27 protein-coding genes and 1 pseudogene are annotated in these 26,251 nt (G+C 65.3%); 9 read left to right on the top strand and 19 right to left on the bottom strand.

The features are described from left to right. Positions 1–14: 14 nt before the first annotated feature. Positions 15–158, bottom strand: a complete 144-nt coding sequence (gene cydP, locus PSK12I2_RS25105) for a cytochrome oxidase putative small subunit CydP (RefSeq protein WP_169742405.1) — start codon at positions 156–158, stop codon at positions 15–17. A 259-nt stretch (positions 159–417) separates the two neighbouring features. Between cydP and PSK12I2_RS0119830 the strand changes: the two genes are divergently transcribed. Both PSK12I2_RS0119830 and PSK12I2_RS0119825 read left to right on the top strand, forming a co-directional pair. After that, a complete protein-coding gene (locus PSK12I2_RS0119830; protein WP_027599766.1) occupies positions 418–678 on the top strand; it encodes a hypothetical protein in 261 nt (86 codons plus the stop codon). Positions 679–844: 166 nt separating this feature from the next. Continuing rightward, positions 845–1,759: a membrane dipeptidase gene (locus PSK12I2_RS0119825; RefSeq protein ID WP_256204006.1), complete on the top strand. Its 915-nt coding sequence runs from the start codon at positions 845–847 to the stop codon at positions 1,757–1,759. A 28-nt stretch (positions 1,760–1,787) separates the two neighbouring features. On the opposite strand, the gene PSK12I2_RS0119820 is transcribed toward PSK12I2_RS0119825, so the two are convergent. Then, the gene (locus PSK12I2_RS0119820; protein WP_027599764.1) at positions 1,788–2,975 is read right to left on the bottom strand and encodes an NAD(P)/FAD-dependent oxidoreductase; all 1,188 of its coding nucleotides are present in this window, start codon (positions 2,973–2,975) and stop codon (positions 1,788–1,790) included. 191 nt (positions 2,976–3,166) lie between these two features. Next, positions 3,167–3,670 carry an Lrp/AsnC family transcriptional regulator gene (locus PSK12I2_RS0119815; RefSeq protein ID WP_197027415.1) on the bottom strand — a complete coding sequence of 168 codons (504 nt, stop codon included), beginning with the start codon at positions 3,668–3,670 and terminating at the stop codon, positions 3,167–3,169. Between the two features lie 138 nt (positions 3,671–3,808). On the opposite strand from PSK12I2_RS0119815, the gene PSK12I2_RS0119810 reads away from it, so the two are divergent. After that, the gene (locus tag PSK12I2_RS0119810; protein WP_256204005.1) at positions 3,809–4,744 is read left to right on the top strand and encodes a DMT family transporter; all 936 of its coding nucleotides are present in this window, start codon (positions 3,809–3,811) and stop codon (positions 4,742–4,744) included. Positions 4,745–4,769: 25 nt separating this feature from the next. Here PSK12I2_RS0119810 and PSK12I2_RS24200 read toward each other — a convergent pair whose 3' ends face one another. After that, positions 4,770–7,238, bottom strand: a complete 2,469-nt coding sequence (locus PSK12I2_RS24200; protein ID WP_027599761.1) for a PAS domain-containing protein — start codon at positions 7,236–7,238, stop codon at positions 4,770–4,772. Between the two features lie 548 nt (positions 7,239–7,786). Between PSK12I2_RS24200 and PSK12I2_RS0119800 the strand changes: the two genes are divergently transcribed. Both PSK12I2_RS0119800 and PSK12I2_RS0119795 read left to right on the top strand, forming a co-directional pair. Continuing rightward, on the top strand, positions 7,787–8,779 hold the full coding sequence (locus PSK12I2_RS0119800; RefSeq protein WP_027599760.1) for a dienelactone hydrolase family protein: 993 nt from the start codon (positions 7,787–7,789) through the stop codon (positions 8,777–8,779). A 261-nt stretch (positions 8,780–9,040) separates the two neighbouring features. Continuing rightward, positions 9,041–9,490, top strand: coding sequence for a DMT family transporter (locus PSK12I2_RS0119795; protein ID WP_027599759.1), 450 nt, complete (start codon positions 9,041–9,043; stop codon positions 9,488–9,490). A 67-nt stretch (positions 9,491–9,557) separates the two neighbouring features. Here PSK12I2_RS0119795 and PSK12I2_RS0119790 read toward each other — a convergent pair whose 3' ends face one another. The 6 genes from PSK12I2_RS0119790 to PSK12I2_RS0119765 all read right to left on the bottom strand — a co-directional run bounded on the left by PSK12I2_RS0119790 (position 9,558) and on the right by PSK12I2_RS0119765 (position 14,924). Further along, positions 9,558–10,460: an allantoinase PuuE gene (locus PSK12I2_RS0119790; protein ID WP_027599758.1), complete on the bottom strand. Its 903-nt coding sequence runs from the start codon at positions 10,458–10,460 to the stop codon at positions 9,558–9,560. 52 nt (positions 10,461–10,512) lie between these two features. Beyond that, positions 10,513–11,382 carry a MurR/RpiR family transcriptional regulator gene (locus tag PSK12I2_RS0119785; protein ID WP_027599757.1) on the bottom strand — a complete coding sequence of 290 codons (870 nt, stop codon included), beginning with the start codon at positions 11,380–11,382 and terminating at the stop codon, positions 10,513–10,515. Between the two features lie 36 nt (positions 11,383–11,418). Next, positions 11,419–12,654: a cysteine desulfurase-like protein gene (locus PSK12I2_RS0119780; protein ID WP_027599756.1), complete on the bottom strand. Its 1,236-nt coding sequence runs from the start codon at positions 12,652–12,654 to the stop codon at positions 11,419–11,421. A gap of 20 nt (positions 12,655–12,674) precedes the next feature. Further along, on the bottom strand, positions 12,675–13,409 hold the full coding sequence (locus tag PSK12I2_RS0119775) for an amino acid ABC transporter ATP-binding protein (protein WP_027599755.1): 735 nt from the start codon (positions 13,407–13,409) through the stop codon (positions 12,675–12,677). Then, a complete protein-coding gene (locus PSK12I2_RS0119770; protein ID WP_027599754.1) occupies positions 13,406–14,083 on the bottom strand; it encodes an amino acid ABC transporter permease in 678 nt (225 codons plus the stop codon). The genes PSK12I2_RS0119775 and PSK12I2_RS0119770 overlap by 4 nt, the downstream gene beginning before the upstream one ends. 64 nt (positions 14,084–14,147) lie before the next feature. Further along, positions 14,148–14,924 carry a transporter substrate-binding domain-containing protein gene (locus tag PSK12I2_RS0119765; RefSeq protein ID WP_027599753.1) on the bottom strand — a complete coding sequence of 259 codons (777 nt, stop codon included), beginning with the start codon at positions 14,922–14,924 and terminating at the stop codon, positions 14,148–14,150. A gap of 573 nt (positions 14,925–15,497) precedes the next feature. Here PSK12I2_RS0119765 and PSK12I2_RS24195 point away from each other — a divergent pair. Then, positions 15,498–16,679 (top strand): annotated as a pseudogene (locus PSK12I2_RS24195) (glutamate carboxypeptidase). A 48-nt stretch (positions 16,680–16,727) separates the two neighbouring features. On the opposite strand, the gene PSK12I2_RS0119755 reads toward PSK12I2_RS24195, so the two are convergent. Further along, on the bottom strand, positions 16,728–17,690 hold the full coding sequence (locus PSK12I2_RS0119755; RefSeq protein ID WP_027599752.1) for an endonuclease: 963 nt from the start codon (positions 17,688–17,690) through the stop codon (positions 16,728–16,730). A gap of 230 nt (positions 17,691–17,920) precedes the next feature. Here PSK12I2_RS0119755 and PSK12I2_RS0119750 point away from each other — a divergent pair, with 230 nt between their 5' ends. Then, positions 17,921–18,130: a hypothetical protein gene (locus PSK12I2_RS0119750; protein ID WP_027599751.1), complete on the top strand. Its 210-nt coding sequence runs from the start codon at positions 17,921–17,923 to the stop codon at positions 18,128–18,130. A 94-nt stretch (positions 18,131–18,224) separates the two neighbouring features. Here the strand turns inward: PSK12I2_RS0119750 and PSK12I2_RS0119745 are convergent, their stop codons facing one another. Beyond that, positions 18,225–18,479 (bottom strand): DUF2790 domain-containing protein, encoded by a 255-nt coding sequence (locus PSK12I2_RS0119745; RefSeq protein ID WP_027599750.1) that lies wholly within the window; start codon positions 18,477–18,479, stop codon positions 18,225–18,227. A 239-nt stretch (positions 18,480–18,718) separates the two neighbouring features. Next, positions 18,719–19,159: a GNAT family N-acetyltransferase gene (locus PSK12I2_RS0119740; RefSeq protein ID WP_027599749.1), complete on the bottom strand. Its 441-nt coding sequence runs from the start codon at positions 19,157–19,159 to the stop codon at positions 18,719–18,721. A 444-nt stretch (positions 19,160–19,603) separates the two neighbouring features. Between PSK12I2_RS0119740 and PSK12I2_RS0119735 the strand changes: the two genes are divergently transcribed. Beyond that, the gene (locus tag PSK12I2_RS0119735; protein WP_027599748.1) at positions 19,604–19,954 is read left to right on the top strand and encodes a CidA/LrgA family protein; all 351 of its coding nucleotides are present in this window, start codon (positions 19,604–19,606) and stop codon (positions 19,952–19,954) included. Further along, positions 19,947–20,633, top strand: coding sequence for an LrgB family protein (locus tag PSK12I2_RS0119730; protein ID WP_027599747.1), 687 nt, complete (start codon positions 19,947–19,949; stop codon positions 20,631–20,633). The genes PSK12I2_RS0119735 and PSK12I2_RS0119730 overlap by 8 nt, the downstream gene beginning before the upstream one ends. A gap of 50 nt (positions 20,634–20,683) precedes the next feature. Here the strand turns inward: PSK12I2_RS0119730 and PSK12I2_RS0119725 are convergent, their stop codons facing one another. The 6 genes from PSK12I2_RS0119725 to PSK12I2_RS0119700 form a co-directional block, all read right to left on the bottom strand. Next, on the bottom strand, positions 20,684–21,184 hold the full coding sequence (locus PSK12I2_RS0119725) for a hypothetical protein (protein WP_027599746.1): 501 nt from the start codon (positions 21,182–21,184) through the stop codon (positions 20,684–20,686). A gap of 187 nt (positions 21,185–21,371) precedes the next feature. Continuing rightward, positions 21,372–21,929 (bottom strand): hypothetical protein, encoded by a 558-nt coding sequence (locus PSK12I2_RS0119720; protein WP_027599745.1) that lies wholly within the window; start codon positions 21,927–21,929, stop codon positions 21,372–21,374. A 282-nt stretch (positions 21,930–22,211) separates the two neighbouring features. Next, positions 22,212–22,640, bottom strand: a complete 429-nt coding sequence (locus tag PSK12I2_RS0119715) for a nuclear transport factor 2 family protein (RefSeq protein ID WP_027599744.1) — start codon at positions 22,638–22,640, stop codon at positions 22,212–22,214. 302 nt (positions 22,641–22,942) lie between these two features. Continuing rightward, the gene (locus tag PSK12I2_RS0119710; protein ID WP_027599743.1) at positions 22,943–24,781 is read right to left on the bottom strand and encodes an amidohydrolase; all 1,839 of its coding nucleotides are present in this window, start codon (positions 24,779–24,781) and stop codon (positions 22,943–22,945) included. Between the two features lie 73 nt (positions 24,782–24,854). After that, positions 24,855–25,418, bottom strand: a complete 564-nt coding sequence (locus PSK12I2_RS0119705; RefSeq protein ID WP_027599742.1) for an antibiotic biosynthesis monooxygenase — start codon at positions 25,416–25,418, stop codon at positions 24,855–24,857. A gap of 66 nt (positions 25,419–25,484) precedes the next feature. Next, positions 25,485–26,171: a hydrolase gene (locus tag PSK12I2_RS0119700; protein ID WP_027599741.1), complete on the bottom strand. Its 687-nt coding sequence runs from the start codon at positions 26,169–26,171 to the stop codon at positions 25,485–25,487. Between the last annotated feature and the right edge of the window lie 80 nt (positions 26,172–26,251).

Here is a 26,251-nt window from a genome sequence, read left to right as displayed (position 1 = left end):
GAAGGGAAGGGGTACTAGTCCAGCAGGTGGGCGCTGACCGCCTGGGTGGCGTTGGGCGGCACCGTGGGGGCGCTGAACCAGAGGCTCTTGATCGCCATGAGCAGCGCCAGCTTGATCAGCAGGATGATCAGCAGTTCCTTGACCAGGCGTCCGTTCATGGCGACCTCGCGAGCCGTGGCGCCGCTCCAGGACGGAGTGGCGGCTGCATGCAGGATGCGCCTGCTGACCCTGGGCAAAACTGATCCAGATCAATTGGCCAGTGGCCATCGCCTGGGGCAGGTTGTCGCAGTCGTTCAGGTCGGGTTCAGAGGGGTTAAGACAGCGTTAAGACGCCTGGGCGCAAGGTGGAACCGTGACTGACGCCGGCCCGCTGCCGCGGCGACGCCAGCCCCCGTGTTCAAGACAGGAGGATCCACCATGAACGTCTTCAACAAGATGGCCGCTCTCGCCCTGCTCAGCACCGCCAGCTACACCGCCATGGCCGCCGAGATCAACGAAAGACGCGCCCAGGCCGCACTGCAGCCCAAGGCGGCCCAGTCCGAGGTCGTCGCAGTGCAGGCGCAGGCACCGGCACGCTGGGACCAGGTGCTCGATCCCCAGGCCTATGGCCAGGCGTCGGTGCGCTATCAGGCAAGGGTCGTGGATCCGGCGCTGCTGCGGACCGTGAACGTCGGCTAGCGTCGCGGCGGGTCGGGCGGATCCTGCCCCTGTCCGCATGCTATGTTGCATCCCTCGAGACGTGCGCAGGGGGACGCCGATGCAGCCGGTCACAGCCATAGCCGCGGGACTTGGGCCGATCCGCTGGGAGGCGCATGCCTGCCTGCCCCTGGTGCCGGGGCAGGACATGTCCGGCTTGCATCGCTATCGCGCGGCCGGCTTCCATCATGTGTCGATCAACGTCGGCATGGACATGACGCCTTTCGCGACGGTGGTGCAGACCCTCGCGGATTTCCGCGCCTGGCTGGCGCGGCATGAGCCTCACTTCCGTCTGGTCGGCACGGTGGCCGACATCCACCGGGCGCGTGAGCAAGGCAGGCTGGCCGTATCCTTCGATCTCGAAGGCTCGACCATGCTGCTCGACGACCCGGCGATGGTTGGGCTCTATGCCAGTCTCGGGGTGCGCCAGATGCTGCTCGCCTACAACCGCGACAACAGCTGTGCCGGGGGTTGCCATGGCGCGGGGGGCGGTCTGACGGCGCTGGGTCGCGAGATGGTGGCGGCCGGCAATGCGGCGGGCATCACCCTCGACTGTGCCCACGCGAGCGAGCGCGCCAGCCTGGAGATCATGGCGGTGTCGACACGGCCGGTGGTCTTTTCCCACACCAACATCAAGGCGCTCCACGAGCATCCGCGGACGGTGAGCGATCGCCAGATCCGCGCCTGCGCCGACCAGGATGGGGTGATCGGCTTGACCGGTCTGAGTCTCTTTCTGGGCGATCCCGCGGCTTCGGTGGCCAGCTTTGTCCGCCAGATCGACTACCTGGCGGAGCGGGTCGGGATTCGCCATATCGGCATTGGGCTGGATACCGAATTGTGCCCGGCCGACCATGACCTGCCCGCTGGCGTCGACGCCGAAGACTGGTGGCCCGCACGCCACTATGGACAGCCGCATGGTCATACCCAGCTGCAACCCGAGGCGCTACCTGAACTGGTACGCCAACTGGCGGATCGGGGCTACACCGCCGCCGACATCGACGCCATCCTGGGCGGGAATTTCCTGCGTATCGCGTGCCAGACCTGGCCGTCTGCGGCTGCCTGAGTCCAGGCGCAAAGCGCTTTCCTTTGGCCTAGACATACTGCGCCGCCGCGTAACCCGACGCCCAGGCCCACTGGAAGTTGAAACCGCCCAGGTGGCCGGTGACATCCAGCACCTCGCCGATGAAGTACAGGCCGGGCGACTTGAGCGACTCCAGGGTTTTGGACGACACCTCGCGGGTGTCGACGCCGCCCAGGGTGACCTCGGCGGTCCGGTAGCCCTCGGTGCCCGCCGGGACCAGTTGCCAGTCGTGCAGGCGGGCGGCGATGACCTTGAGTTCGTCCGGGGTGTATTGCTTCAGCGGCCGGGACTGGAACCAGCTGTCGGCGAGCAGCGTGGCCATCTTCTTGGTGAACAGCTCGCCCAGCAGGGTCTTGAGTTCGCTGTTGGGCCGCGCCTGGCGCTGCTCGGCGAGCCACTGGGCCAGGTCCAAGTGCGGCAGCAGGTCGATGCTGAGGCTGTCGCCGGGTTGCCAGTAGGAAGAGATCTGCAGGATCGCCGGACCGCTGAGGCCACGGTGGGTGAACAGCAGATTCTCGACGAAGCTCTGGCCGTTGCAGCTGATCCGGCAATCTTCCACCGCCGTGCCGGACAGGGCGCTGCAGAATTCCTTGAGCTGCGGATCGGTGATGGTGAAGGGCACCAGACCGGCGCGGGTCGGCAGCAGCTGATGGCCGAACTGGCGGGCGACCTGATAGCCGAAGCCGGTGGCGCCGAGGGTCGGGATGGACAGGCCGCCGGTGGCGATCACCAGGGACTCGCCACGCACCGGGCCCAGGCTGGTCTGCAGCTGATAGCCGCCCGGGTCGAGGCGGGCGATCTCCTGCACCGAGGTATTGAGGCGGATGTCGACGCCGCCCTGTTCGCACTCGTCCAGCAGCAGGGCAAGGATGTCGCTGGCCTTGTTGTCGCAGAACAGCTGGCCGAGCTTCTTCTCGTGATAGGGCACGCCGTGCTTGGCCACCAGGGCGATGAAGTCCCATTGGGTGTAGCGCGCCAGGGCCGATTTGCAGAAATGCGCGTTCTGCGAGAGGAAGTTGGCGGGCTCGCAATAGAGGTTGGTGAAGTTGCAGCGGCCGCCGCCGGACATGAGGATCTTCTTGCCGGCCTTGTTGGCGTGGTCGAGTACCAGTACCCGGCGCCCACGCGCCGCAGCGCTCAGGGCGCACATCAAACCGGCGGCGCCGGCACCGATGATGATGACCTGGGTATCGAACACTGTGACTCCTTACCGAGAGAAAGGGGCCACTGGCCCGCGGCGGCGCATGTTACCCGATCGCTCGCCCGGGGTGGATGGCCGCCGTCGCGTCGCGGGTCCGGCTGTCCGGCACCTCCCATAGGCGCGGGCCGGGGCGGGCGGCGATCCATGGGCACCCTCGGCCATGGCCGGACGCGCGGCAGCGGGCAGTCTCAGCGACGGCTGCCCGCCGCCCGTCCGCGCAGGTGATTGGTCGGTAGGGCGGTGGTGTACTTCACCTGGCTCAGGGCGAAGCTCGATCTGATGCTGGCGACGACGGGGATGGTCGTGAGGCAATCCAGCAGCAGCGTCTGGTACTTGGCCAGGTCCTCGCTCACCACCCTAAGCATGAAGTCGGCCTCGCCGCTCATCAGGTAGCACTCCATGACCTCCGGACGCTCCTTGATCGCATCCGTGAAGACCTCCAGCGACTGCTTGTCCTGCAGCTTGAGCGACACATGCACGAAAACGTTGATGGCGAGCCCCAGCGCGGCCGGATCGACCAGGGTCACGGCGCCGCGCAAGACGCCATGCTCCTTCATGTCCGCCACGCGCCGCCAACACGGGGACGTCGAGAGTCCGGCGATTTCCGCCAGTTCGGCATTGCTCAGTTCGGCGTTCTGCTGCAGGGCATCCAAGATGCGCAGGCTGGCATCGTCGAGTTTGGCGCGGTTCACGGTAGGAATTTCCTCTTTCCGAGCTCTACAGGGTTGGATGTACCGATCTTTCCATTTCTCACAAAGAGAAAGGTGCGTTTTCGCGCGCGAGCGGAAATAGCATAACTCCGAGTGATCCATGGGCAACAGGGTGGCATCGTGAGCGCTACGATTCGGCAAAACCTCGACCTTCCAGGCAAGGCCTTCGGGCTTTCCTCCACCTATGTCGCGCTCGGCGTCATGGTGCTGCTGTGGGGTAGCAGCTGGCCGGTGACCAAGCTCGCCCTGCAATCGGTGCCGCCGCTCTGGCTGGCGACCGTGAGATTCGCCAGCGCCGCGATCTGCCTGTGCCTCTACCTGGCGCTGCGGGGACAACTCAGGCTACCCACCCGGCAGGACCTGCCGATCATCGCCAGCGTGGGACTGCTGCAGATGATGACCTTCACCGGGCTTGGCATGGTGGCCATGGTGCAGATCGACACCAGCAGGGCCGTGCTGCTGGCCTACACCACGCCCCTGTGGTGCGTGCTGGTCGCCTGGCTGCTGTTTCGCCAGGCGCCGTCGCGCCTGCAGCTGACCGGATTGTCCATCGGCATGGCCGGGGTGGTCGTCGTCTGCAGTCCCGCGGAACTCGACTGGACGCAGCCGGGCACCGTGAAGGGGGCACTCTTTCTCCTGCTCGCCGCGGTGAGCTGGGCGCTCGTCATCCTCCACGTGAAGCGCCATCGCTGGGTGACGTCGCCGCTGGCACTGGCACCCTGGCAGATGCTGCTGGCCGTGGTGCCCCTGGCCTTTGCCGCCTGGCTGAGCGAAGGCTGGCCGACCGCCGTGACCCTGGATACCCGGCTGTTGCAGGAGCTGTTCTTTATCGGTCCGATCGCCACCTCGGCCTGTTTCGTCATCTCGGCGGAGTTCGGTCGGCGGATTTCCACCTTCGCCATGTCGACCGTCACGCTCGGGGTGCCCCTGGTGGGAACCCTGGCGTCCTGCCTGGCGTTTGGCGCCACCGTGTCGAGCCTGTTCGTCGCCGGGCTCGGCCTGGTGGTGGCGGGGGTGCTCGTCTCGGCCCTGGCGGTGCGCCCCGGCCGTGCCTGAGCCTGACCGTCCGTACCGCGGCGCCCTAGATGGTCAGGTGCGTCGCGGTTTCTTCGAGGATCTGCTGCAGCCGGCGTGACAGGGCCTCCGCCGAATAGGGCTTGTGGATCAGCTCGAAGCCCTGGGCGCCATTGGTCGCCAGGACGTGGCTGTAGCCGGAGGTCAGCAGGATCGGCAGGCAGCGATAGAGGCGTCTGATCTCGATGGCCAGCTCCAGCCCGCTCATGCCGGGCATGACGACGTCCGAGAAGACCACGTCGAATCGACCCGGCTGGTCGGCGAGCAGGGCGAGGGCGCGCTCGGCGTTGGTGGCCAGGACTGCGTGGTAGCCGAGATCGCCCAGCAGGTCGACGGCGAAGCTACCCACCTCGAGATTGTCCTCGACCACCAGGACGGTGATCCCACCGCCATCGACCGTTGCCGTGGCATCAGCGAGGGTCGGTTGCGGCCCGCTGGCCGGCGCGAGCGGCAGATAGAGGTGGAAGGTCGTCCCGCGGCCGACCTCGCTGGTGACCCGCACCTCGCCACCGGACTGCTTGATGAAGCCGAACACCTGGCTCAGGCCGAGTCCGGTACCCTGGCCGACTCTCTTGGTGGTGAAGAAGGGTTCGAAGATCTGCTCCAGGTGTGCCCGGGCGATGCCACTGCCGTTGTCCGCCAGGGTGATGGCCACGGCCGGGAGGTCCAGCGCTGGCTGAGCCCCGCTGGCCGGAATGCCGGCGACGGTCATTACGCCTATGGTCAGGCGTCCGGCACCGCTCATGGCGTCGCGGGCGTTCACCGCGATGTTCACCATCGCGGTATCGAACTGGCTGGGGTCGGCATAGACCAGGCACGGGTCATCGCCTACCTCGAGCTCGATGCCCACCTGCGAACCCAGCAGGGTTTCCAGCATGTCACCCATGGCCAGGACATTGTCCCGCGCGGAAAACACCTCGGGCGCCAGGGCCTGGCGCCGGGCGAAGGCCAGCAGTTGCCCGGTCAATCGCGCGGCGCGATCCACGGTGGTGGAGATCGCTTCCAGGTAGCGCTCGCGTCGCGCATCGCTGAGGTTGGGGCGCTTGAGCAGGTCGCAGGAGGTGCGGGCGACGGTGAGCAGGTTGTTGAAGTCGTGGGCCACGCCCCCGGTGAGCTGGCCGATGGCTTCCATCTTCTGCGCCTGGCGCAGGGCGTCTTCGGCGGCCGCGAGATCCAGCGTCTGCTGGCGTTGCTGGGTCACGTCGCGCACGGTGGCATAGATGAGTTCGCCGTTGCGCGTGGCATTCCAGGAAAACCAGCGGTAGGTGCCGTCGCGGTGGCGATAGCGGTTTTCGAAGCTGACCAGCGCCATGCCCTGCTTGACGTCGCGAAACGCCTGGCGCGTGGCGACGAGGTCGTCATCGTGGACGAAGGTCAGGAAGGGACGGGCCTTGAGCTCGTCGAGCGACCAGCCCAGGGTCGCCGTCCAGGCCGGATTGAGGTTGACGAAGAAGCCTTCGAGGTCGGCCACGCACAGCGGATCGGTAGAGCAGTTCCAGATCTGGTCGCGCTCGGCGGTGCGCTCCGAGATGCGTAGCTCCAGCTCGTCGTTGAGCGCGGCAATGGCTTCGGCACGGGCCTGCTGCGCCTGCTGGGCGAGGATGCGACTGCTGATGTCGCGCGAGATGCAGACGATCTTGACCTCGCCGGTGCCGGCCACCGCGAAGGGCGAACAGGACACCTCCCACCAGCGCGGCTCGCCCCGGGCCGTGGGGCAGAAACCCTCGACCCGGGTGCCCTGGCCTTCGACGGCGCGCCTGACGGCGTGGCGGATCTTCTCGACCTCCGCGTCAGGCCAGAGCGCGGCGTATTCGCAGCCCATCACCTGATCGACGGACTGCAACTGGTTGAGCTCCAGGCCCTGGGCGTTCATGAATTCGATATGGCCCCCGGCGGAGAGGACCTTGACGCAATCCAGGCTGGCCTGGAGCAGGCTGCGGGAAAAGCCTTCGCTGTGCAGCACGTTGCGGGCGGCCACGAAGCGGCGCTGGGCGCCGATCTCCAGCGCGATCATGCTGGCGAAGAGTTCGAAGGCGGGCAGGATCTCCGGGCTGCTGGGGTTGGCCGGCTGCGGATCGATGGCGCAGAGGGTGCCGAAGAAGCTGCCGTCCTCCAGCACGATGGGGACCGAGATATAGCTGCGCAGGCCGTACTGCCTGGGCGTGTGATGGTGGCGATAGAGCTCGTCCCGCGCCACGTCGTCGATCACCACCGGCTGGCGATGGTCGCGGATCTCGTCGCAGATGGTCGATTTGACGTCCAGTTCGCCACCGGGCTCCAGGCCGAAGCCGATCAGGTCGAGGGTACTGCAGGCGATCCAGCGATCGTCGGTCACCCGGGCGACGGCGGCGAAGCCCATCCCTGTCATCCGGCAGACCACGTCCAGGATCCTGGGTACCGCGGCGATCTCGGCAATGAGATCGATGTCCTGGGACAGGAGGTACGAGGGGACTGGAGTCGAGGTGAGGGTGCTCATCGGGTCGCTCGTACGGTGCCCTGCCGGGGCAGCGGGGAAGATGGCGAGCGACAGGTTGAAGCCTCCAACACGGATGCTAGAGGTATTCGTCACAGGCCGTGCGCGGCCAGTATAGCGAGCATCCAAGCGAAGCGGGTGACAGGATGCCCACCGGTTTGCGATGGGCGTCTCCGTCTCTAGCCTGAGGCCGCGGCGGGTATGGCCGTGCGACTGCCCAGGGGCTGGCTGGCACTGGCGTTGAACAGCGCGGTGAGGGGCGCGTAGTTGTAGAAGGCAGTGATGGCCTCGGCCAGGGAGGCGCTCTGCGTGCCCGCCAGCGGTTTCGCCGCTGGCGCGGGGAGAATCAGAGGAAGCCGTCCTGGTGCATTTGGGAAACCTTTGCAGCGGAAAAGGGCGGCCGCTCAGAGGCTAGGAGGTTCGTACCTCAGGGCAGGATTGCGGGCAAAGGTGCCCATTCTGGCTAGTGCGGCGGGTTCTGCTCGCCGTCTTTCCAGCAGGGCACCGCCGATTGGCTACCCTGGGAAGACCTCACAAGAAGGATGCAACCGATGCGCTACCTGTCCGCTGGAACCCTGCGCCCCTTGCTCGCGGCCATTGCCGGTCTTGCCAGTGCCACGGCTTTCGCCGCCACCGCGCCCGCTACCGATATCCCCGCTCGGCAAGAGGTGCTGACCTTCACCTCGCTGACCCTGAGCGATCAGCAATTCCTGACGGGGGACCAGGGCGGCACCGAGGTTCTGCTGGGCGGCGTGCTGTCGCTCCCGCCCGGCGAGGGCAGGGTGCCGGTGGTGATTCTGCAGCATGGGTCGGGCGGGGTGGGGGCCAACATCACCTATTGGCAGCGGCAGTTCAATCAGGCCGGCATCGCCACCTTTGCCGTGGATGGCTTCTCGGGCCGGGGCATCACCAGCACCGCCACCAATCAGGCTCAGCTGGGGCGGCTCAATTTCGTCCTAGATGACTATCGCGCCGGTGCCTTGCTCGCGCGGCATCCCCGCATCGATACAGGCAAGATCATCCTGATGGGCTTTTCCCGCGGTGGACAGGCCTCGCTCTATGCCGCCATGGAGCGCTTCGACAAACGCTGGAAAAGTCAGGACTTCCAGTTCGCCGGCTATCTGTCGTTCTATCCCGACTGCTCGATCAGCTTTCGCGAGCAGGACCGGGTCGTCGCCAAGCCGCTGCGCGTCTACCACGGCCTGGCCGACAACTACGATCCCTATTCCCGCTGCGAGGGCTATCTCGCCACACTCAAGCAGCAGGGCGCCGATCTCGGGGTGCACACCTATCCTCACGCCGAGCACGGCTTCGACAGCCCCTATGTCTGGAGTCCGGTGGTGGTCGCGAAGGGTAGCCAGACCGTGCGTGAGTGTCGGATCACCGAGAACGCCAAGGGCGAGTTGATCAACCAGCAGACCGGCAAGGTCTTTTCCTATCAGGATAGCTGCGTGGTGCTGGGGCCCAAGGTCGGGCCCGATGCGGAGGCGACCCGGCAGGCCACCCGGGATGTGCTGGCGGCGGTCAGGGCCATCGTGAAATAGGGCTGACGCTCGACATCGGCCCTGGCGGAGGAGGGCGCAGGACCGCATCGGGGTTCGAGCGGATCGCCTGGCGGGACCGGCACGCATCCAGGCGGCGAGTCAGGCCCGCTGGTCGAAAAAGCGGCCAATATCCCGGTGTAGAGCCTTCACGCGTGAGCGAGACGGCACTTTTACAAGATGTGTCCAGTCGTAATTCAGGCCTCGCGGGGTCGCTTGAGCGGCCCCGCGTCTCTCCCATGCTCCGCTCCGAGACGACTCCTGATGAATACTGCGAACTGGGCTTATATCCTTATCGTCGTTGCCGGATTCCTGCAGGCTGCCGGTGCGGCCATGAACGGCTCGCTGAACAAGGCGCTGGTCAATCCCTGGCTGGCGACCTCGGTGTCCTTCGTGATGGTCACCTTCGTCGCGATCGGGCTGTTCATCTGCATGCCCAGGCCGCTGCCTTCGGTGAGCCAGATCGGCGACATGCCCTGGTGGGCACCCCTGGGCGGCATCGCCGGTGCGGTGGCGGTCTTTGCCGGTCTGCTGTTCATCCAGCGCCTCGGCGCAGCGCCGGTGAACGGCGTCACCATCACCGCCAACCTCATCGCCAGCCTGGCCATCGATCACTTCGGCCTGTTTTCCATGGAACAGCATGCGGTCAACGGCTGGCGGCTGCTGGGCGCGATCCTGATGATCGCCGGGGTGGTGCTGATCGCCCGGTTTTGAAGCCACACCCCGGTAATCCCGGGACAGCGGAGGCCTTCGAAGCGCCTCCGGATTCATGGGAACCGGGCTAGCCGTCAGCCCTTTCCAGCCAGGCGCGGGCGATCTCCTCGCGGGTCGCGAACCAGACCCCTTCAAACTGCCTGGCGTATTCGATGAATCTCTTGATCGCCCGGACCCGACCCGGACGACCCACCATGCGTGGGTGCAGTCCGATCGACATCATGCGCGGTCCGGTCGCGGAATCCTCGTAGAGGACCTCGAAGCTTTCCTTCATGTATTCGAAGAAGTCCGAGGCCTGGGACAGGCCGGGCGAATTCCAGTAGCGGAAGTCGTTGACGTCGGCGGTATAGGGCACGACGAGATGGCGGCTGCCCTCGACCTCGACGAAGTAGGGGACGTCGTCGTTGTAGGCGTCGGAGTCGTAGAGAAAACCGCCTTCCTCGGCCACCAGCCGGCGGGTGTGGATGCTGGCGCCGTAGCGGCAGTACCAGCCGACCGGCCGCTTGCCACAGGTGCGCTCGAAGGATTCGACGGCGAGGCGGATATGCTCGCGCTCCTCTGCTTCGCTGAGGCGAAAGACTTCCTCCCAACGATAGCCATGGCTGCAGATCTCGTGGCCACCGGCGACGGCCGCCTGGGCGACGTCGGGATTCTGTTCGAAGGCCACCGCACAGGCGTGGAAGGTCGCGCGTACCGATTGCTCGTCGAGGATGTCGAGGATCCGCCAGATGCCGACCCGGGAGCCGTATTCGTACATGGATTCCATGGCCAGGTTGCGGGTGCCGGCGGGGATGGCGTAGCTGCCCCATTCGGTCATCGACTCCTGGTCCGGATCGCCCATGGCGAGCGAGCGCTCGGAGCCTTCCTCGTAGTTGATCACCAGGCTGATGGCCAGACGGGCGCCGTTGGGCCAGGTGCCTTGCGGACGTTGTCTTCCATAACCGACCAAATCGCGTGCAGGTGACAGCATCGGGATCTACTCCTGAAGTGATTGTTGTGAACTACCCGGTGAGCGCTTGGGCTCAGCAGTCGATGTCCTTCAGCCGTTCATGGTCGAAGGCGCCATCGGTATCGCCCTGGCTGAAGGCGAGTCCCATGGCCAGGGTCTGGGCGATACAGAAGGAGGCGGTGAGGGAGCGAAAGCCCAGCAGCTCGGCATCGTTGACCTCTATCACCGTCTCCGCCATCTTTCCGATCGGACTTAACACGGTGTCGGTGATGGCCACCAGCGTCACACCCGCCTCGCGCGCCTGCCGGCAGGCTTCGACGGTGTCCCTCGCGTAGGGTGGAAAACTCACCGCGATCAGCAGGTCGTCCTGGGCGATGGCGCTGACCTGTTCCGGCAGGGTGCCGCCGCCACCGCTGATCTGCACGGCGCGTCGGCCCACGCGGGCCAGGGCGTAGCTCAAATAGGCGGCCACCGGAAAGGCCCGCCGCAGACCGATGACGAAGGTTGTGCGCGCCAGCTGCAGATGGGCGATGGCGGCTTCGATATTGGCCTGCTGGTCGCCTTCCGCCAGGTGTTCCAGGGACACGATATTGGCCTGGCTGAATTCCCGCAGGATCGCCCCGACGTCGCTGGGGTCATCCAGCAGCTTTTCCCCACCGTAGTGCCGGATGCGCTCGCTGTGGGTGGCCGCGGCCTGTTGCAGCGGCGCGCGAAACAGCCGCTGCAGATCCTTGAAACCGGCGAAACCCAACGCCTGCGCCAGCCGGATATAAGCCGCCGGGGCGATGTTTGAGCGCTTGCCCAGTTCGGCGACCGTGCTGAGGGCGATCTCGTGGGGATTGTCGATGAGGAAGCGGGCCGCATCGCGCAGGCGCTCCGACAGGTGTTCGTGCTGGGCGGTTATGCAATCGCGCAGCTCCGCAAGGGTTTCCGGTAAGGCCATGAAAAACGCTCGGCAGGTGGAAAGGAGAGGCGCCGGTCAGCGCAATTCGGTGATTGCCTGATCGAGCGCGGCGATGAGACGGTCGATTTCTTCGAGCGTGTTGTAGTGCGCCAGCGACACCCGTACCACACCGCCCTGGGGCGCCAGGCCCAGGGCTTCGATCAGGCGTCGGGCATAGAAGTCGCCGAAGCGGATGCCGATGCGCTGCTCGTCGACCTTGAGCACCACGGCTTCCGAGCGCACGCCTTCCACCACGAAGCTGATCGTGGGCACGCGCGCCTGGACGCTGGTCTTGCCGATGATGCGGACCCCGGGGCGCTGGCGCAGAAAGCCCAGCAGTCGTTCGGCGAGGGCATCTTCCTGGATCTCGAAGGCGTCGAATGCTGCCTGCATCCGCTCTCGCTCGCTACCCTGGATGCCCAACTGGTTGGCGATGTCGAGCAGGTAGTCGGAGATGCCGATGCAGCCAAAGGACAGCTCGTAGTTGACGTTGCCGGGCTGCAGTTTGTAGGGCACCACGTCCTGGCCGATGAAGAAGTGGTTGAGGCTGGGAAAGTCCAGCAGCAGGTCACGACGGCCCCAGAGCACGGCAAAGTGCGGTCCGAAGGTCTTGTAGAAGCTGTAGACATAGAAGTCGGCGCCGCTGGCCTGTACATCGACCAGCCGGTGTGGCGCATAGGCCACCGCATCCACGCACAGCTGCGCCCCCACGGCATGCACGCGGCGGGCGATCTCGGCGACGGGATTGATCGAGCCGAGGATGTTGGAGGCGTGGGTCACGGCTACGTAGCGGGTCTTGTCGCCGAGCAGCGCCTGCAGGTCGTCCAGTTCCAGCTCGAGGCTGTCGGGATCGACCTCCCAGACACGCAGGGTGGCGCCGCGGTCTGCGCAGAGCCGGACCCAGGGGCCGATGTTGGCCTCGTGGTCGCAGTTGGTGACGATGATTTCATCACCGGGCGCGATCGAGGGGGCGATGGCGCGGCAGAGTATCTGCAGCAGGTGGGTGGTCGAGCCGCCCATGATGACTTCGTCGGGATGAGCCGCGTTGATCAGCTGCATGACCGAGCGGCGCGCCTGCATCACCCGTTCGCCGGCCGCGACCGAGGGCGCGTAGGAGGCGCCCAGCTGGACGCTGCTGTTGAGCAGGTAGTCGGCCACCCGGTCGGCGACCCCTTGCAACACCATGGAACCGCCGGCGTTGTCCATGAAGGCGTAGTCGCCGGCCAGACCGGGAAACTGCTTGCGAACGTATGCGATATCGAGGGGATTCACGCGACTCTCTCCAGCCAGGATCAGTGGTGCAGGATGGCCTGCAGGAAGGCCCGGGTGCGGGGTTCCTGAGGGGCGGTAAAGAAGGGTTCCGGGGTGTTCTGTTCGACGATGCGGCCGCTTTCCATGAAGATCACCCGGTCGGCGACGCGCCGGGCGAAGCCCATTTCATGGGTCACCACGACCATGGTGACGCCGGAGCGGGCCAGGTTCTGCATGACGTCGAGCACCTCGCCGACCATCTCCGGGTCCAGCGCCGAGGTGGGCTCGTCGAAGAGGATGGCGCGCGGCTCCATGGCCATGGTGCGGGCGATGGCGACCCGCTGCTGCTGGCCGCCGGACAACTGGCTCGGGTACTTGTGGGCGTGATCGCCCATGCCGACCTTGACCAGCAGCTCCCGCGCGCGGGCGTGGACCTCGCGCCGGTTCAGGCCGCGCACCCGGATCGGCGCCAGCGAGACGTTGTCCAGGACGTTCAGGTGCGGATAGAGGTTGAAGCTCTGGAAGACCATGCCCACTTCGCTGCGAATACCGGCCAGGCGCGGTCCGTTCTCGACCCGTTCCCCGGCCACGCGGATATGGCCCTGCTGATAGTTTTCCAGCAGGTTGATGCAGCGGATCAGCGTCGACTTGCCGGAGCCGGACGGGCCGAGGATGACCACCACCTCGCCTTCCTCCACCTGCAGATTGATGTCGCTCAGCGCCTGGAAATTGCCGTAGTACTTGTCGAGGTGTTCGATGTCGATCAGGGTGCTCATGCGGTCTTGCCTCCCATGGCATTGCGTCTTTCGACCCAGCTGACCAGTTGCACCATGGGCAGGAGCAGCAGCAGATAGAGCAGGGCGGCGCCCACCAGCGGGGTAGGGTTGGCCGTCAGGGCCTGGGCCTGGGTGGCCTGCTTGAGCAGGTCCGGCATCGCCACCACCGAGGCGAGGGCGGTGTCCTTCATGACGTTGATGCAGTTGCTGGTCATGGGCGGCAGCACGATGCGGATCGCCTGGGGCAACACGACGTCGCGCATGGTGTTGAAGAAGCTCATGCCCTGGGCGGCCGACGCCTCGAACTGACCGCGGGGAATGGCTTCGATGCCCGAGCGAAAGATCTCGGCGCTGTAGGCGCAGGACACGAGGGACAGCGCGCTGGCCGCTGCCGCGAAGGAGGACAGGCGGATCCCGACGAAGGGCAGCGCGTAATAGATCAGGACCAGCAGGACCAGCAGCGGGATGGACCTCATGATGTCGATGTAGATGCGTGCCAGCAGCCGGACCGGGGCGTAGGAATACAGCCGCAGCAGCGCCAGCAACAGCCCGCCGACCAGCCCCAGGACGATACTCACGAGGCCCAGCAGCACGGTTACGCCCAGGCCCCGGATCATCAGGGGGAGCGATTCGACGAGCACGTTCCAGTTGAAGAAGGTTTGCAGAAGATCCATGGGATACCTCGGTCACGGCCCGGGGCGCGCGGACGGCGTCCCGGGCCTGCAGCAGCGGCAGGACTCACTTGGGCGCGGCGGAGACCTTCAGGGTGCTCGACTCCTTGTCGGCCTCGGTACCGAACCACTGTTTGTGGATGGCGCCCAGGGTGCCGTCTTCCTTCATCTTGCTGATGATGTCGTTGACCTGATCGCTCATGGCCCAGCCCTTTGCATGCATCAGCGAATAGCGTTCCCCTGTGGGGATGCGGGCGACGACGGTGAATTGCGGCTTGTCCTTGATGTAGTAGAGGACGGCGGGGATATCGCTCAGGTAACCATCGATGCGCCCGGAGCCCAGGTCCAGCATGGCCGGTGACAGCCCTTCGTAGCGCGAAACGTCGGCGAACTTGTATTCGTTCCTGTGCTGGCCGATCCACATGTCGCCGGTGGAGCCGGTATCGACACCCACGACCTTGCCATTCATGTCCGCCAGGCTTTTCACCTTGGAGTTGGTCAGGGCGGTCAGCGACTGGTCGCTGTCGAAGTAGGGTTGAGCGAAGGCGACCGATTCCAGGCGTTTGGGCGTGATGGTGATGGACGAAATCGCGATGTCCACGCGTTTCGACTGCACCGCGCTGAACAGCCCGTTGAAGGGAATGTTGACGAAATCCACGGTCTTGCCGGCCCGTTTCGCCACTTCCTTCACCACATCGACTTCAAAGCCGACGAAGTCACCCTTGGCGTCCTGGAACTCCCAGGGCACGTTGCCGACGTTGGCACCCACCGTCCAGTCGGCTGACCAGGCGGGCAGGGCTACGGCGGCGGTCATGAGCAGACCCAACGCTATCTTCGCTTTCATCTTCACTCCCTATTTTTCGGTGCGGTCAGTGGCTTGTTCCTTACGACGTCGAGCCGAGAGTAAGGCGATGAATTTTTTTATTCAATAGTCTTTTTTGATGAATATTTTGCTCCAAAATTGTGCGAAGCAGCTCGATGAATGCGCTGCTGTAGGGGCTTTGCGCGGGTTTTCCTGGCTGCATTTTCAATCGATGGCCGGCGCTAGACACCTCCAGCGTCCGGTCACGCGTATGCCCGAAAATGAGTCACGAGCCTTCTGGCTAGACGCTCGGGCCTACAGCTCTCTTGTTGTCAGCGGACGAATGACAGCCTCCTCTGCAGCAGTGCGGCCGGAGCGTGGGCGACTGGCCTTGGGCTAGCTCTGGCTACGGGCGTGTCTGGTCCCTGGATACTTCCTCAGGACAAGCACCACCGGCAGCCAGCTACGGGCTCTGGCCGGTTTGGAACGGCGCGAATTTCCCCTATGTCCTTGTTGCGACTACAGTTGTCTGACTAATCCAACAATGCCAACAAGGAAAGCCCGATATCCGCTCCGTTCTTCCGCACCACCCTCGCTGCCGTTCTCGCCTGCTGCATCGCCTTGCCCGCCAGTGCCGCGCTCGATGCGCGCATCCAGACCGCTGCGGAGCAGGCCAAGGCGCCGACGCTCAAGCTGCTGGAGCAACTGGTCAACATCGACTCGGGTTCCGGCTACGAGCCCGGCCTGAGCGAGGTGGGCAAGCTGGTCAGCGCGGAATTGAAGACACTCGGCGCCACGCTGCAATAGGTGCCCAATACCGCGCCGGACAAGAGCCAGCACCTGGTGGCCACGCTCAAGGGCAGCGGCAAGGCGAAGATTCTCTTGCTGGCGCATATGGACACGGTGTTCAAGGAAGGCACCGCCAAGGCCCGGCCGTATCGCACCGATGAAAAACGCGCCTATGGTCCGGGCGTGTCCGACGACAAGGGCGGCATCGTGGTCGCCCTGGCGGCGCTGGAGATCCTCAAGCAGCTCGACTTCAAGGACTACGGGCAGATCACCCTGTTGCTGGACGCCAGCGAGGAAACCGGCTCCCAGGCCGCCACCGAGCTGATCGCCAGTACCGCCAAGCAGCACGACGTGACGCTGAATCTGGAGCCCGGTCGACCGGCCGATGGCCTGGTGGTGTGGCGCAAGGGCAGCGCCACCGCCGTGGTGGAGGTCAAGGGCAAGTCGTCCCACGCCGGCGTCTCGCCGGAGCTGGGGCGCAACGCCGCCACCGAGGTGGCGCACCAGGTGCTGCAACTGGGCAACCTGGGCGATGCGGAAAAGAAGACCTCGGTCAACTTCACCGTGATCGAGGCGGGCGAGCGCATCAACGTGATTCCCGATCACGCCGTGGCGAAGGCCGACGTCCGCGCGGCGCTGCCCGAAGAATTCGACCGGGTGGAAAAGGACCTGGCGCGCATCGCTGCCAACAAGCAGATCCCCGATACCGAGGTGACCACGCGGCTGGAGCGTGGCCTGCCGCCGATGCCGCAGACGGCGGCGAGCGATCGGCTGCTGGCCATGGCCCAGGGCATCTATGGCGAGCTGGGCCGCAAGCTGACCGTCGAAGGCAGCGGTGGCGCCGCGGATGCCAGCATCGCCGCCGGTGCCGGCGTGCCCACCCTGGACGGCTTCGGCATCGTCGGCGGCAAGCTGCATACCCCGGAGGAGTACGTCGAACTGGACAGCGTGGCGCCGCGTATCTATCTGCTCACGCGCATGCTGGTGGAGCTGTCCAAGGGTCAGTGACGGCCTGGGCCCCCTGATGCATGGGGGCCAGCGCCCAGCGGCCAGCGATCAGGGCGCGCAGTTGCCCGCCTTGGTGAAGCCGGCCGCCTTCGCCTCGGCTTCCGAGGCGAACGTGACCTGGTTCTTCGGCGACACCTGGGCGTAGCTCGGGCAGCCTTGCGGCAGGTGATAGACGTGGCTGTTGCGGTTGCCGATGATCGCGCCCTGGCTGGCAGCGGCAGGGCTATCGGTCCTGGCCGGTGCCTTCGGCGCCGATTTCGGTCCGGGCAGCGGGCTGACGATGCCGTCGCCGACCGGCTGGTAGCCCAGCGTCCAGTGCCGCTCGCCGGACACGAAGGGATTGCCGTAGCCCATCACCGCGGCGATGCGTCTGTCCCGTTCGCGCTCCCAGGCGGTGACCGGCTGCTGCTTGTCCCAGGCCATGAGCAGTTGCTGCTGCTGGCGCGACATGTTTAGGCCGTAGCGATCGAACATGTAGAAGGTGACCCGGGCGACCAGTCCCTTGACCTCGTCGCGCGGTTCGGCGGCGCGTTCCTGGAAGTCGATCCTGGTCGTGCAGCGGCCATATTGGGGCTGCACGCCCTGGGCCATGCCGTAGTTGAAATTGGCCCGGTCCCCATTCACCTCGCCCACGGCGGGGTAGAGGTTGAAGAGGTCGGCCTCCATGGCCCGGAACACCGGGTCATCCGCCACGCAGTGTTCGCGGCCGCCGTTCTGCCAGCACTGGCGCTGATGACCAAAGGTCCAGGCCGGCACGATGTGCTCCCATTCGGTGCGCTCCCCACGGGTTTCCTGCTTGCGTGCCTGGAAGCCGCAGGAGGCGGCATCGACGCGCCCCCCGGACTTGCCGACCCACTCCCATTGGCAGCCGCAATAGAGGTCGCCCTGGGCGCTGGTGTTCTGGTCGAAATAGACTTTTTGTTTGGCGATTACCTTGGCTTCGACAAAGGTATCGGGCGCAGCGGCGAACGCGGAGGAGGCCAGCAGCGTGGCCAGGAGAAGCGAGAGCAGAGGACGCATGTATCTTCACGGCTTATCTAGGGCGCCGAATTGTATAGCTTTTGCCGGGCTGATGGCGGGTGCAAAGGTTCGGGGGACTCAAGGAAGCGCTCTAGCCCGAGGGGTCGGGAAACACCGCGGTGGAACGCATATTCAGCAACAATGAGATTCGCTACGATTTGTGAACCAAATCTCAAAAACTTGTCTGATGACGCAGTCTGCACATCTGTCCGGAGTTTTTTATGAATGGCCCCAACCCCTGCTGTGATCTGGGTATGAGCACCTCGTTGCTGGAGCAGGAGCTGGCCGAGCGCAAGACGCGTCTGGCCCAGGCCCATGCCCATGCCCAAGCCCAGGCCGATGCCCAGCGCCAGTTCCTGTCCTATGCGGACGAGCACGCCTGCATCGCCGTGCTGGAGCGGGCGCTGGCCAAGGCCTATCGGTTTTTCTAGTGTCTGGCTGCCGGCGCCTGGCGTGAGGCGCCCGGAGTCCGGCTTAGGGAGGCGCCTATTCAGGCGCTCCTTCGGCACTGGGTCGACTAGCGCCTCAATTCTGGTTGTAGCAGCCGTTGCCGAACACCTGGTAATCCAGCTCATGCTCCCGGCCAGCGTGATCCAGGTAGTCGAGGCGGGCCGTGACGATCCCGCATTGGGCGCTCAGGTCGGTCTGGCTGACAACCCGGTCGACGTCGAGGGGAACGAAGAAGCCGGGCTGGTCGTGGATCAGGGCGGGATGGTCGGGAGCGGCCAGGGCGGAGCCGGTGGCGAGCAGACCGAAGAGACCGAGCAGCAGTGCTTTCATGATGAGTCCTCTTGAGTGGGGTAGCTATTCGCTGACCGGGCCACTCTAGGAGGACAGGGGGGACGTCAGCCTGACCTGCGCATGACAAATTGGTCATGGAGGCTGCGCGGCGTCTAGGGAATGTCGGCAGGACCGGCACTACGCGCGGGTACGGGACCAGCGAGGTCGTACGCAAGGTGCAGAAGCACACGGCATTCCTAACGGGCAACCTGTACCTGCTACCCAGACCTGGCGGTCCCCTAGGCGAGCCGCTCCCGCAAATAGTAAATATCCCATTCCGCTTCGCTCACCTGTTGGAACCCATGACGCCGGTAGAAGGCATTGGCCTTGCTGCCGCGCAAGGCGCCCAAACGGATGGAGAGCTTCCGGGCATCGGCATCCGCGAAGATCCTGCCCAGTACCTCACTGCCTATGCCCTGGCCCTGATGCTCAGGTAGCACGTAGAGGTGATCGAGCAGCAGATGATCCGGAAACGGGCGGACGACAAAGAAGCCAACGTTGACGCCGTTGATCTCGACGAAGTGACAGTATTCAGGATCAAAAGCGTTCAAAAAGCGTGCTCTGGCGCGCTCGGGATCGAACCGGCCAAGCTGCTCCAGGCTTTCGCGCATCGCCGCAATGCGTATGCCTACCAGCAAGTCTGCGTCGGCAGACGTTGTGGGTTGGAAGGTGAGCTGCATGGGATACCGGTCTGAGAGGGCTGGAGGAATATTCGACTATACCAAGCGAGATCGAAGGCGGACGGCGGAAGGTGCACGTTGCCGCTCCCTAAGGTTTCGATCGATCGTGGAGACTGCAGGAACGCTGGTGCGCGGCAACCCCTGCCGTGCGCTACGGCTCAGACCGAGCAATCCAGCGTCTTGCCCGGCACCTGGCGCCGCCCCCAGGAGAGCATGACCATCACGAGGACGCAGCCGACCAGGATGGCGCCCGACCAAGGCGAGCGCCTCTCACCTATCCCGGCAGGGAGGTGCCCAGCCCTTTTCAGATGCGCCTATAGTGAGTCCGCGCGTAGCAGGTGAATGTTGAAGCGCCTTATCGGCAGCGATCGATACTCCTGCCGTATCCAACGGGCCGGTGCGGCGCGTGCGGGCTGCGCAGAACAACAAGGTAATGGAGTGCTTATGCCTATAGCGGGCTTCTTGATGCTGGTGGGTTGCTATCTGGCGGGTGTCTATCTGACGACTCATATAGGCGGCATTCCGGCCAGCGTCATAGGAATCATCGTCCTCTTCGCCCTGCTGATGCTCTTGCGTCGCGTGCCGGAAGGCGTGGAGACCATGGCCGGCAACCTGCTCAAGTACCTGCCGCTGATGCTCGTGGTGCCGGCGGTGGGCATCGTCGATTTCAGCGGTCTCGAGGCGTCGGTGTGGTTGCGCCTGGTACTGGTCATCGCGCTGTCTCTGCTGGTCACGGTGCCGCTGTGCGGCTGGTTGCTGCAGTACCTGATCGGACGGAGCAAAGACCATGGCTGATCAATCCCTTGCACCCCTGCTGGCCCTGTCCCTGACGCTCGCGGCCTATCAGCTGGCGCTCGTGCTGCAGCAGCGCCTGCGCCTGGTCATGCTGCAACCGGTGCTGGTCACCACGGCCATCGTCGCCACCGTGCTCTGGATCGGTGGCATTCCCTACGAGCAGTATCGAAGCGCCAGCGGGATGCTCGCTATGCTGCTCGGGCCCACCACCGTGGGCCTGGCCGTTCCGCTCTACAAGAATGCCCAGCGGGTGAGGGCACTCTGCACGCCGCTGCTGATAACCCTCGTGGTCGGTGGCGTGGTGGGCGTCTCCCTGACCCTGGCCCTCGGCTGGCTGTTCGGCTTGTCCGAGACCCTGCTGATGAGTCTGGTGCCCAAGTCGGTCACCATGCCGATCGCCTTGCCGCTGGCGGATCATTTCGGTGGCATCGCGCCCCTGACCGCGGTGATCGTCATGCTGACCGGCGTGATCAGCACCACGCTGGCGCTGCCGCTGCTCAAGATCTGCAAGGTGGAGGATCCGGCGGCCCGCGGCCTGACCCTGGGTATGAACGGCCATGCCATAGGCACCGCCCATGCGTTGCGCGAAAGTCAGGAGACGGCGGCCTTTTCGGCACTTGGCATGATCCTGCTCGGCATCCTGACGGCACTGGTACTGCCCTGGGTGCTAGGTACCTGAGCGACCTTGCCCGAGCGGGCGGGAAGGGGCGTGGCAGGCCAGTCCGGGCGTCACGGCCTCGGGGGCTCCTGCAGGGCTCGCCGCAGACCGGCATGGCCCAACGAAAAGGCGATGCCGTCCTCGGCCAGGCCCAGACCCGCGTTGATCCAGGTGTCAGCGGCGTAGCGCTTGCGCAGTCCTATCGCGACCCGGGCGGCGACACAGGCCGCCGTCGCCCCGATCATGGCAGGCAACAGCCGCGGTTGCCGCCGCGCGCCGGCGAGAGCTGCCGCGCTGAGGCCGCCGGACAGGGCACGGACCAACATAGAGGGCGCTATGGTACGGTCCGGGGCGAAGGGCAGTTTGTCGCCCAACAGCTCGCCGGCCGCCAGGGGCAGCAGGTACTGCCGTACGGGCTGCGACGCGAGCGTGCGAGCGGGTTCGCAAGCTTCGTCGAGGTCCGCACGTTCCGCCAGTGCCCGGCTGACCAGGGTCGGCGCCAGCATGCTGCGCATGCCCGTCACCACGCCAATGGCCAAGGCGCCCCACAAGACATTGCGGGCTGTCGTCATCGTCGAGTCTCCCAATGGTCGTTCCAATAGGGACCGAATCCACGGGTGGCTGTTCAGCTGGATGGCACCACGGGTCGCACGCCTGCTCGTATCCAGGGATGCCCGCCTTCCGGTCTCGCGGCGCGGACGCTCTCGCTACCGGTCCTGTCGTCAGGAAGCGGCGACGCTCCTGCCGGATGGGGTGTGATCAGGCACTTAGCAGTGCCCGGACGTGGGGCCGCCAGGGTTTGTGGACCAGCCGGCCCTTGAGCAGGTCGGCATCGGTATCCAGCAGCCGCGAGGTCCGGAAATGGTCCCAGTCGTGCTGGAAGGCCGAGCGCGAACGCAACAGCTGGAGCTGCGCCAGCACCACCCGTTCTTCCTCGGCCGAGCTGCAGGGGTCGATCCAGTCGATGCGATGGCGCTCGCGATCCACCTTGCCGGCCATGACCAGGTGGCCGTGGCGATCGGAGACGGAGATCCGCTTGGGGTGAAAGTCGAGCGCCGCCACGGGGGTCGGATAACGATCCTGGCGGACCGCCGCCAAGGCGATCCGGAGGACGTCATCGAGCACGCCGCACTGGCCGAGCTGGACATGCCCGGCGACATGGAAGGTGCCATGCCCGGCGTCTTCGAAGCGCTTCATCGTCCCGTGCAGCAGGATGGTGAATTGCCGCTCGAACAGATCCTGGCGAAGCGAAGTGCCCGGTACATAGGGGTTGCTGACGAAGGGCTGGCCTTCGAAGTGTCGAATGATCAGATCCATGATGCCTCCAGCGTCCTGGAATCCATCATGCCCCCGAAAGGATGATGGATTCCTTAAGGGTAGACGACGCAGGCGGGAAGCCAAGTCGGGCCGGTGATCCGCACCCCGCCCGGCGGAGGGAGTAGGGACCTTGCCATCTGATCATCGCCGCACCCCATGGCTTGCCTGGAGCAGGGACGGAGGGTGCGCGCCCGAGCCGTCCACCTGAATTCGGCGGGCGGCTCGTGAGGAGGCAGGTGCGCGCCCGAGGCCTAGGCGAGGTTCAGTGACTGCTCGGGGCTATCAGAAGCGAAAGGCCTGGCGACCGATCAGCAGCCAGTGGCCGTTCTGTTTCTGCCAGATCTGGAAGTTTTCGATTTCGGTGGGCACGACCTTCCCGCTGTTCACGGCCTGGGCGGAAAAGTGATTGCGCACCAGGGCGACGTCGCCGGACAGCGTGATCTTCTGATTGAGCATCTTCAGCTCGTTGAAGGCGCTTTTGCCCGTTTCGATGTCGGCGATGAAGGCCTTCTTGTCCTGAATGTTGCCGCTCGAATGGCCGTAGGTCAGGTTGTCCGCGGTCAGGGCATCGAGTTGCGCGATATCCTTGTGCCACATGGCTTGGGTCAGCTTGTCGACCGCAGTGGCGACATCGCCTTCATCGCCGGTAGCCGCGGCGACATAGCCGCTGAACAGACACAGGAAACCTACCGCCAATTTCAGCTTTTTCATGCGCGTATCCTTTTGTTGTAGTTGTCGGAAAGGGGGCGTAGCAGACGTCACAGGACGACCCTTCTTGTCGGTCATCGTATGACTACTGGATTGTGCCTGGCGGAAAGGCGTAAGGCCAGCCCTGGCCACATTCCGCGGAAGGCGGAATGCCTGGCCTGTTGGCTGCGACTGGCTGGCACCTGCAGGTGCCCGCAGAACCCAACCCGAGGCCGGCAAGCGCCGGGATGCTGGGCCCGAGGCACCTCATGAGTGGTCATTGCCGCGACCGCAGCGAGTCGACAGCGATTGACGGCGGTGCAGGGCTAGAAGGCGAAGCACGAGCAGCCGAAGGCCCCCCAGAAGCCCTGGTGGTCACTGACCGGCACCGAGCTGCGGCGTGCGCGATCGTGCTGGTGCTGGTGAACGGCGCAGGAGCCGATGCACTGGTGGAGGCTGGCCGCCAGCGGGGCCGCGGGACGCCAATGGCCAGGTACGATGGCCACCGGTGACCAGTCCGGCATGACCGGTACGGCTGGCGGTGCCAGGTCAGCGAATTCGCCGGCGGCATGCACCACCTTGCCCCCGACCACCGTCAGCACCGATTCGAGCCATTTGATCTGCTCTTCCTCGACGCTGAAGAAATCGGCCGAGAGCGCCACCAGATCGGCCAGCTGGCCGACCTTGAGCTGTCCCTTCTTGCCTTGCTCGCTGGAGAACCAGGCGCTGCCGTGGGTGAAGAGCTGCAGGGCGGTGGCCCGGGGCAGGCCTTCCGGATAGAGGGTCATGCCGCCGACGGTCTTGCCGCTCACCAGCCAGTAGAGCGCGGTCCAGGGGTTGTAGCTGGCCACCCGGGTGGCATCGGTACCCGCCCCGACCGGTACGCCTTCGGCGAGCATGCGCTTGATCGGCGGGGTGGCCTCGGCCGCCTGGGCACCGTAGCGGTCGACGAAGTATTCGCCCTGGAAGGCCATGCGATGCTGGATGGCGATGCCGCCGCCCAGGGCCCGGACACGCTCGATGTTGCGCGGGCTGATGGTTTCGGCGTGATCGAACAGCCACGGCAGGCCATTGAAGGGGATGTCGCGATCGACCTTTTCGAAGACATCGAGCATCCGCGAGATGGACTCGTCATAGGTGGCATGCAGCCGGAACGGCCAGCGCTGCTCGACCAGATGGCGCACCACCGGCTCCAGTTCGTCTTCCATGCTCGGGGCCAAATCCGGCCGGGGTTCGAGAAAGTCCTCGAAGTCGGCGGCGGAAAACACCAGCATCTCGCCGGCGCCGTTGTGTCGGAGAAAGTCGGTGCCTTGGTGCAGGGTGACGCTGCTCGTCCAGTGCTTGAAGTCGTTCAGCTCTTCCTTGGGCTTCTGCGTGAAGAGGTTGTAGGCGATGCGCACGGTGAGCTGGTCGTTGTCGGCCAGCTGCTGGATCACCTGGTAGTCCTCCGGGTAGTTCTGGAAGCCGCCGCCGGCATCGATGGCGCTGGTGACGCCCAGGCGATTGAGTTCGCGCATGAATTGCCGGGTGGAGTTGACCTGGTATTCCAGCGGCAGCGTGGGCCCTTTGGCCAGGGTCGCGTAGAGGATGAGGGCGTTGGGCCGGGCGATCAGCATGCCGGTGGGATCGCCCTTGGCATCGCGCTGGATCTCGCCGCCGGGTGGGTTGGGGGTGTGACGGTCATAGCCCACCGCCCGGAGCGCCGCTCGATTCAACAACGCGCGATCGTAGAGGTGCAGCATGAAGACCGGCGTGTCCGGCGCGGCCCGATTCAGTTCCTCGACAGTAGGCATGCGCTTTTCGGCGAACTGGAATTCCGTCCAGCCACCCACCACCCGCACCCACTGCGGCGTGGGCGTGCGCTCGGCCTGCTCCTTGAGCATACGCAGGGCATCCGCCAGCGACGGAACACCCTCCCAGCGCAGCTCCAGGTTGTAGTTGAGGCCGCCGCGGATCAGGTGCAGGTGCGAGTCATTGAGGCCGGGGATCACACAACGCTGCCGCAGATCGATCAGCCGCGTCGCCGTGCCACGAAAGGCCATGGCCTCGGCATCGGTGCCCACCGCGATGAAGCGGCCATCCCTGATCGCCACGGCGGTGGCCTGGGGTTGCTGGGGATCGACGGTGTGCAGGCGGCCATTGAACAGAATCAGATCGGCGCTCATGGGTAGGGTCCTTGTGAACGAACGGAAGGGTTGTAGAGGGCGAAAGGGTGAGGGCAGGGGCCGGGGCCACGCCCTAGGCGGGGTCGGCGGTCAGCCAGGGACCCAGCATCCGCGTGGCCAGCGGCATGAACAGGTACACCACCAGCACCACGATGCTCAGGGTGATCAGCAGGTTGCTCATCAGGTAGCCGGACAACCAGGGCGCCACGCCGAATACCGGTTGCCAGAGCGCGGGTACCAGCAGACTCAGGGGCAGAATGACCAGGAAGCTGACGACCACCTGCTTCCATCGCGGCGGTGCCTGCTCGGCCGGCCGGGGCGCGAACCAGAAGTCCTTGCCGAGCCGGACCTCGGTGTTGTCGCCGTCCTGCAGCCATCCCTGTGCCTGGCTGACCAGCCACTGACGGGCGGAGGACGCGAGCCAGTCCTGCAGGTGCTGCATCTCGTCGAAGCGCAGCACCGAGGTGAATTGCAGGGCATCGCCATGGCGTTCCCGGCCGACGTCCACCCCGAGGTGCCCGGGGAATTGACTGGCGGCCTCGATGGTCTGGTGCAGCCAGGTTTCGTAGCGTCGTTCGTGCTGCGGATGGACCTGGTGGCGGACGACCAGGGTCGCGGTAGTAAGAGCGGGGTTCATGAGCAGGACTCCTGCCTGGACTGGGGAAGCGCCAGCCCCGCCTGATACGGTGGGGCTGGCAGGGGCTCAGACGGCGGCGGCGACCGGGGCCAGGGTGGGGCCGTGGGCGATACGCTCGGGGGCCTTGTGCACCATGGTGTAGGCGTAGTCGACGCCCATGCCGTAGGCGCCGGAATGCTCCTTCACCAGGGCCATGACGGCGTCGTAGGTCTCGCGGTTCTTCCAGTCGCGCTGCCATTCCAGCAGGACCTGCTGCCAGGTCACCGGAATCACGCCGGCCTGGATCATGCGCTGCATGGCGTAGTCGTGAGCGGCCTGGGTGGTGCCACCCGAGGCGTCGGCGACCATGTAGATCTCGTAGCCGGCATCGTGCATGGCGGAGAGGGCGAAGGTGGTGTTGCAGACTTCCGTCCAGAGGCCGGAAACGATGATCTTGTTGCGGCCATTGCGCTTGAGCGCATCGCGCACCTTCTGGTCGTCCCAGGAGTTCATGGAGGTGCGCTCCAGCAGCGGCGCCTCGGGGAACACGGCGAGCAGCTCGGGATAGGTGTGGCCGGAGAAGCTTTCGGTTTCGACCGTGGTGATGATGGTCGGCACGTTGAAGATCTTGGCGGCCTTGGCCAGGCCGACGGTGTTGTTCTTCAGGGTCTGGCGATCGATGCTCTGGACGCCAAAGGCCATCTGCGGCTGCTGGTCGATAAAGATCAGCTGGCTGTTCAGGGGGGTCAGGACTTCGGTTTTGGAGTTGTTCATGGCTTCACCTATCGATTGAGTGTGGTTTGGGATGTGCTCCGGGCGGCGATCTGGGCGGCTCGCCTTCAAGGGGGCGATGG

It is taken from the genome of Pseudomonas sp. MOIL14HWK12:I2 (assembly GCF_000510745.1).
GTDB lineage: Bacteria > Pseudomonadota > Gammaproteobacteria > Pseudomonadales > Pseudomonadaceae > Chryseomonas > Chryseomonas oryzihabitans.
This window is presented reverse-complemented; position numbering and strand designations above follow the sequence as displayed.

What these genes read in the sequence shown, in the direction of transcription:
- PSK12I2_RS0119725 (WP_027599746.1), bottom strand. Translation starts at nt 21,184, where the DNA reads ATGACGACAGCCCGCAATGTCTTGTGGGGCGCCTTGGCCATTGGCGTG.
- PSK12I2_RS0119765 (WP_027599753.1), bottom strand. Translation starts at nt 14,924, where the DNA reads ATGAAAGCGAAGATAGCGTTGGGTCTGCTCATGACCGCCGCCGTAGCC.
- PSK12I2_RS0119800 (WP_027599760.1), top strand. Translation starts at nt 7,787, where the DNA reads ATGCGCTACCTGTCCGCTGGAACCCTGCGCCCCTTGCTCGCGGCCATT.
- PSK12I2_RS0119775 (WP_027599755.1), bottom strand. Translation starts at nt 13,409, where the DNA reads ATGAGCACCCTGATCGACATCGAACACCTCGACAAGTACTACGGCAAT.
- PSK12I2_RS0119825 (WP_256204006.1), top strand. Translation starts at nt 845, where the DNA reads ATGTCCGGCTTGCATCGCTATCGCGCGGCCGGCTTCCATCATGTGTCG.
- PSK12I2_RS0119795 (WP_027599759.1), top strand. Translation starts at nt 9,041, where the DNA reads ATGAATACTGCGAACTGGGCTTATATCCTTATCGTCGTTGCCGGATTC.
- PSK12I2_RS0119700 (WP_027599741.1), bottom strand. Translation starts at nt 26,171, where the DNA reads ATGAACAACTCCAAAACCGAAGTCCTGACCCCCCTGAACAGCCAGCTG.
- PSK12I2_RS0119790 (WP_027599758.1), bottom strand. Translation starts at nt 10,460, where the DNA reads ATGCTGTCACCTGCACGCGATTTGGTCGGTTATGGAAGACAACGTCCG.
- PSK12I2_RS0119730 (WP_027599747.1), top strand. Translation starts at nt 19,947, where the DNA reads ATGGCTGATCAATCCCTTGCACCCCTGCTGGCCCTGTCCCTGACGCTC.
- PSK12I2_RS0119710 (WP_027599743.1), bottom strand. Translation starts at nt 24,781, where the DNA reads ATGAGCGCCGATCTGATTCTGTTCAATGGCCGCCTGCACACCGTCGAT.
- PSK12I2_RS0119750 (WP_027599751.1), top strand. Translation starts at nt 17,921, where the DNA reads ATGAATGGCCCCAACCCCTGCTGTGATCTGGGTATGAGCACCTCGTTG.
- PSK12I2_RS24200 (WP_027599761.1), bottom strand. Translation starts at nt 7,238, where the DNA reads ATGAGCACCCTCACCTCGACTCCAGTCCCCTCGTACCTCCTGTCCCAG.
- PSK12I2_RS0119735 (WP_027599748.1), top strand. Translation starts at nt 19,604, where the DNA reads ATGCCTATAGCGGGCTTCTTGATGCTGGTGGGTTGCTATCTGGCGGGT.
- PSK12I2_RS0119740 (WP_027599749.1), bottom strand. Translation starts at nt 19,159, where the DNA reads ATGCAGCTCACCTTCCAACCCACAACGTCTGCCGACGCAGACTTGCTG.
- cydP (WP_169742405.1), bottom strand. Translation starts at nt 158, where the DNA reads ATGAACGGACGCCTGGTCAAGGAACTGCTGATCATCCTGCTGATCAAG.
- PSK12I2_RS0119745 (WP_027599750.1), bottom strand. Translation starts at nt 18,479, where the DNA reads ATGAAAGCACTGCTGCTCGGTCTCTTCGGTCTGCTCGCCACCGGCTCC.
- PSK12I2_RS0119705 (WP_027599742.1), bottom strand. Translation starts at nt 25,418, where the DNA reads ATGAACCCCGCTCTTACTACCGCGACCCTGGTCGTCCGCCACCAGGTC.
- PSK12I2_RS0119785 (WP_027599757.1), bottom strand. Translation starts at nt 11,382, where the DNA reads ATGGCCTTACCGGAAACCCTTGCGGAGCTGCGCGATTGCATAACCGCC.
- PSK12I2_RS0119715 (WP_027599744.1), bottom strand. Translation starts at nt 22,640, where the DNA reads ATGAAAAAGCTGAAATTGGCGGTAGGTTTCCTGTGTCTGTTCAGCGGC.
- PSK12I2_RS0119770 (WP_027599754.1), bottom strand. Translation starts at nt 14,083, where the DNA reads ATGGATCTTCTGCAAACCTTCTTCAACTGGAACGTGCTCGTCGAATCG.
- PSK12I2_RS0119830 (WP_027599766.1), top strand. Translation starts at nt 418, where the DNA reads ATGAACGTCTTCAACAAGATGGCCGCTCTCGCCCTGCTCAGCACCGCC.
- PSK12I2_RS0119720 (WP_027599745.1), bottom strand. Translation starts at nt 21,929, where the DNA reads ATGGATCTGATCATTCGACACTTCGAAGGCCAGCCCTTCGTCAGCAAC.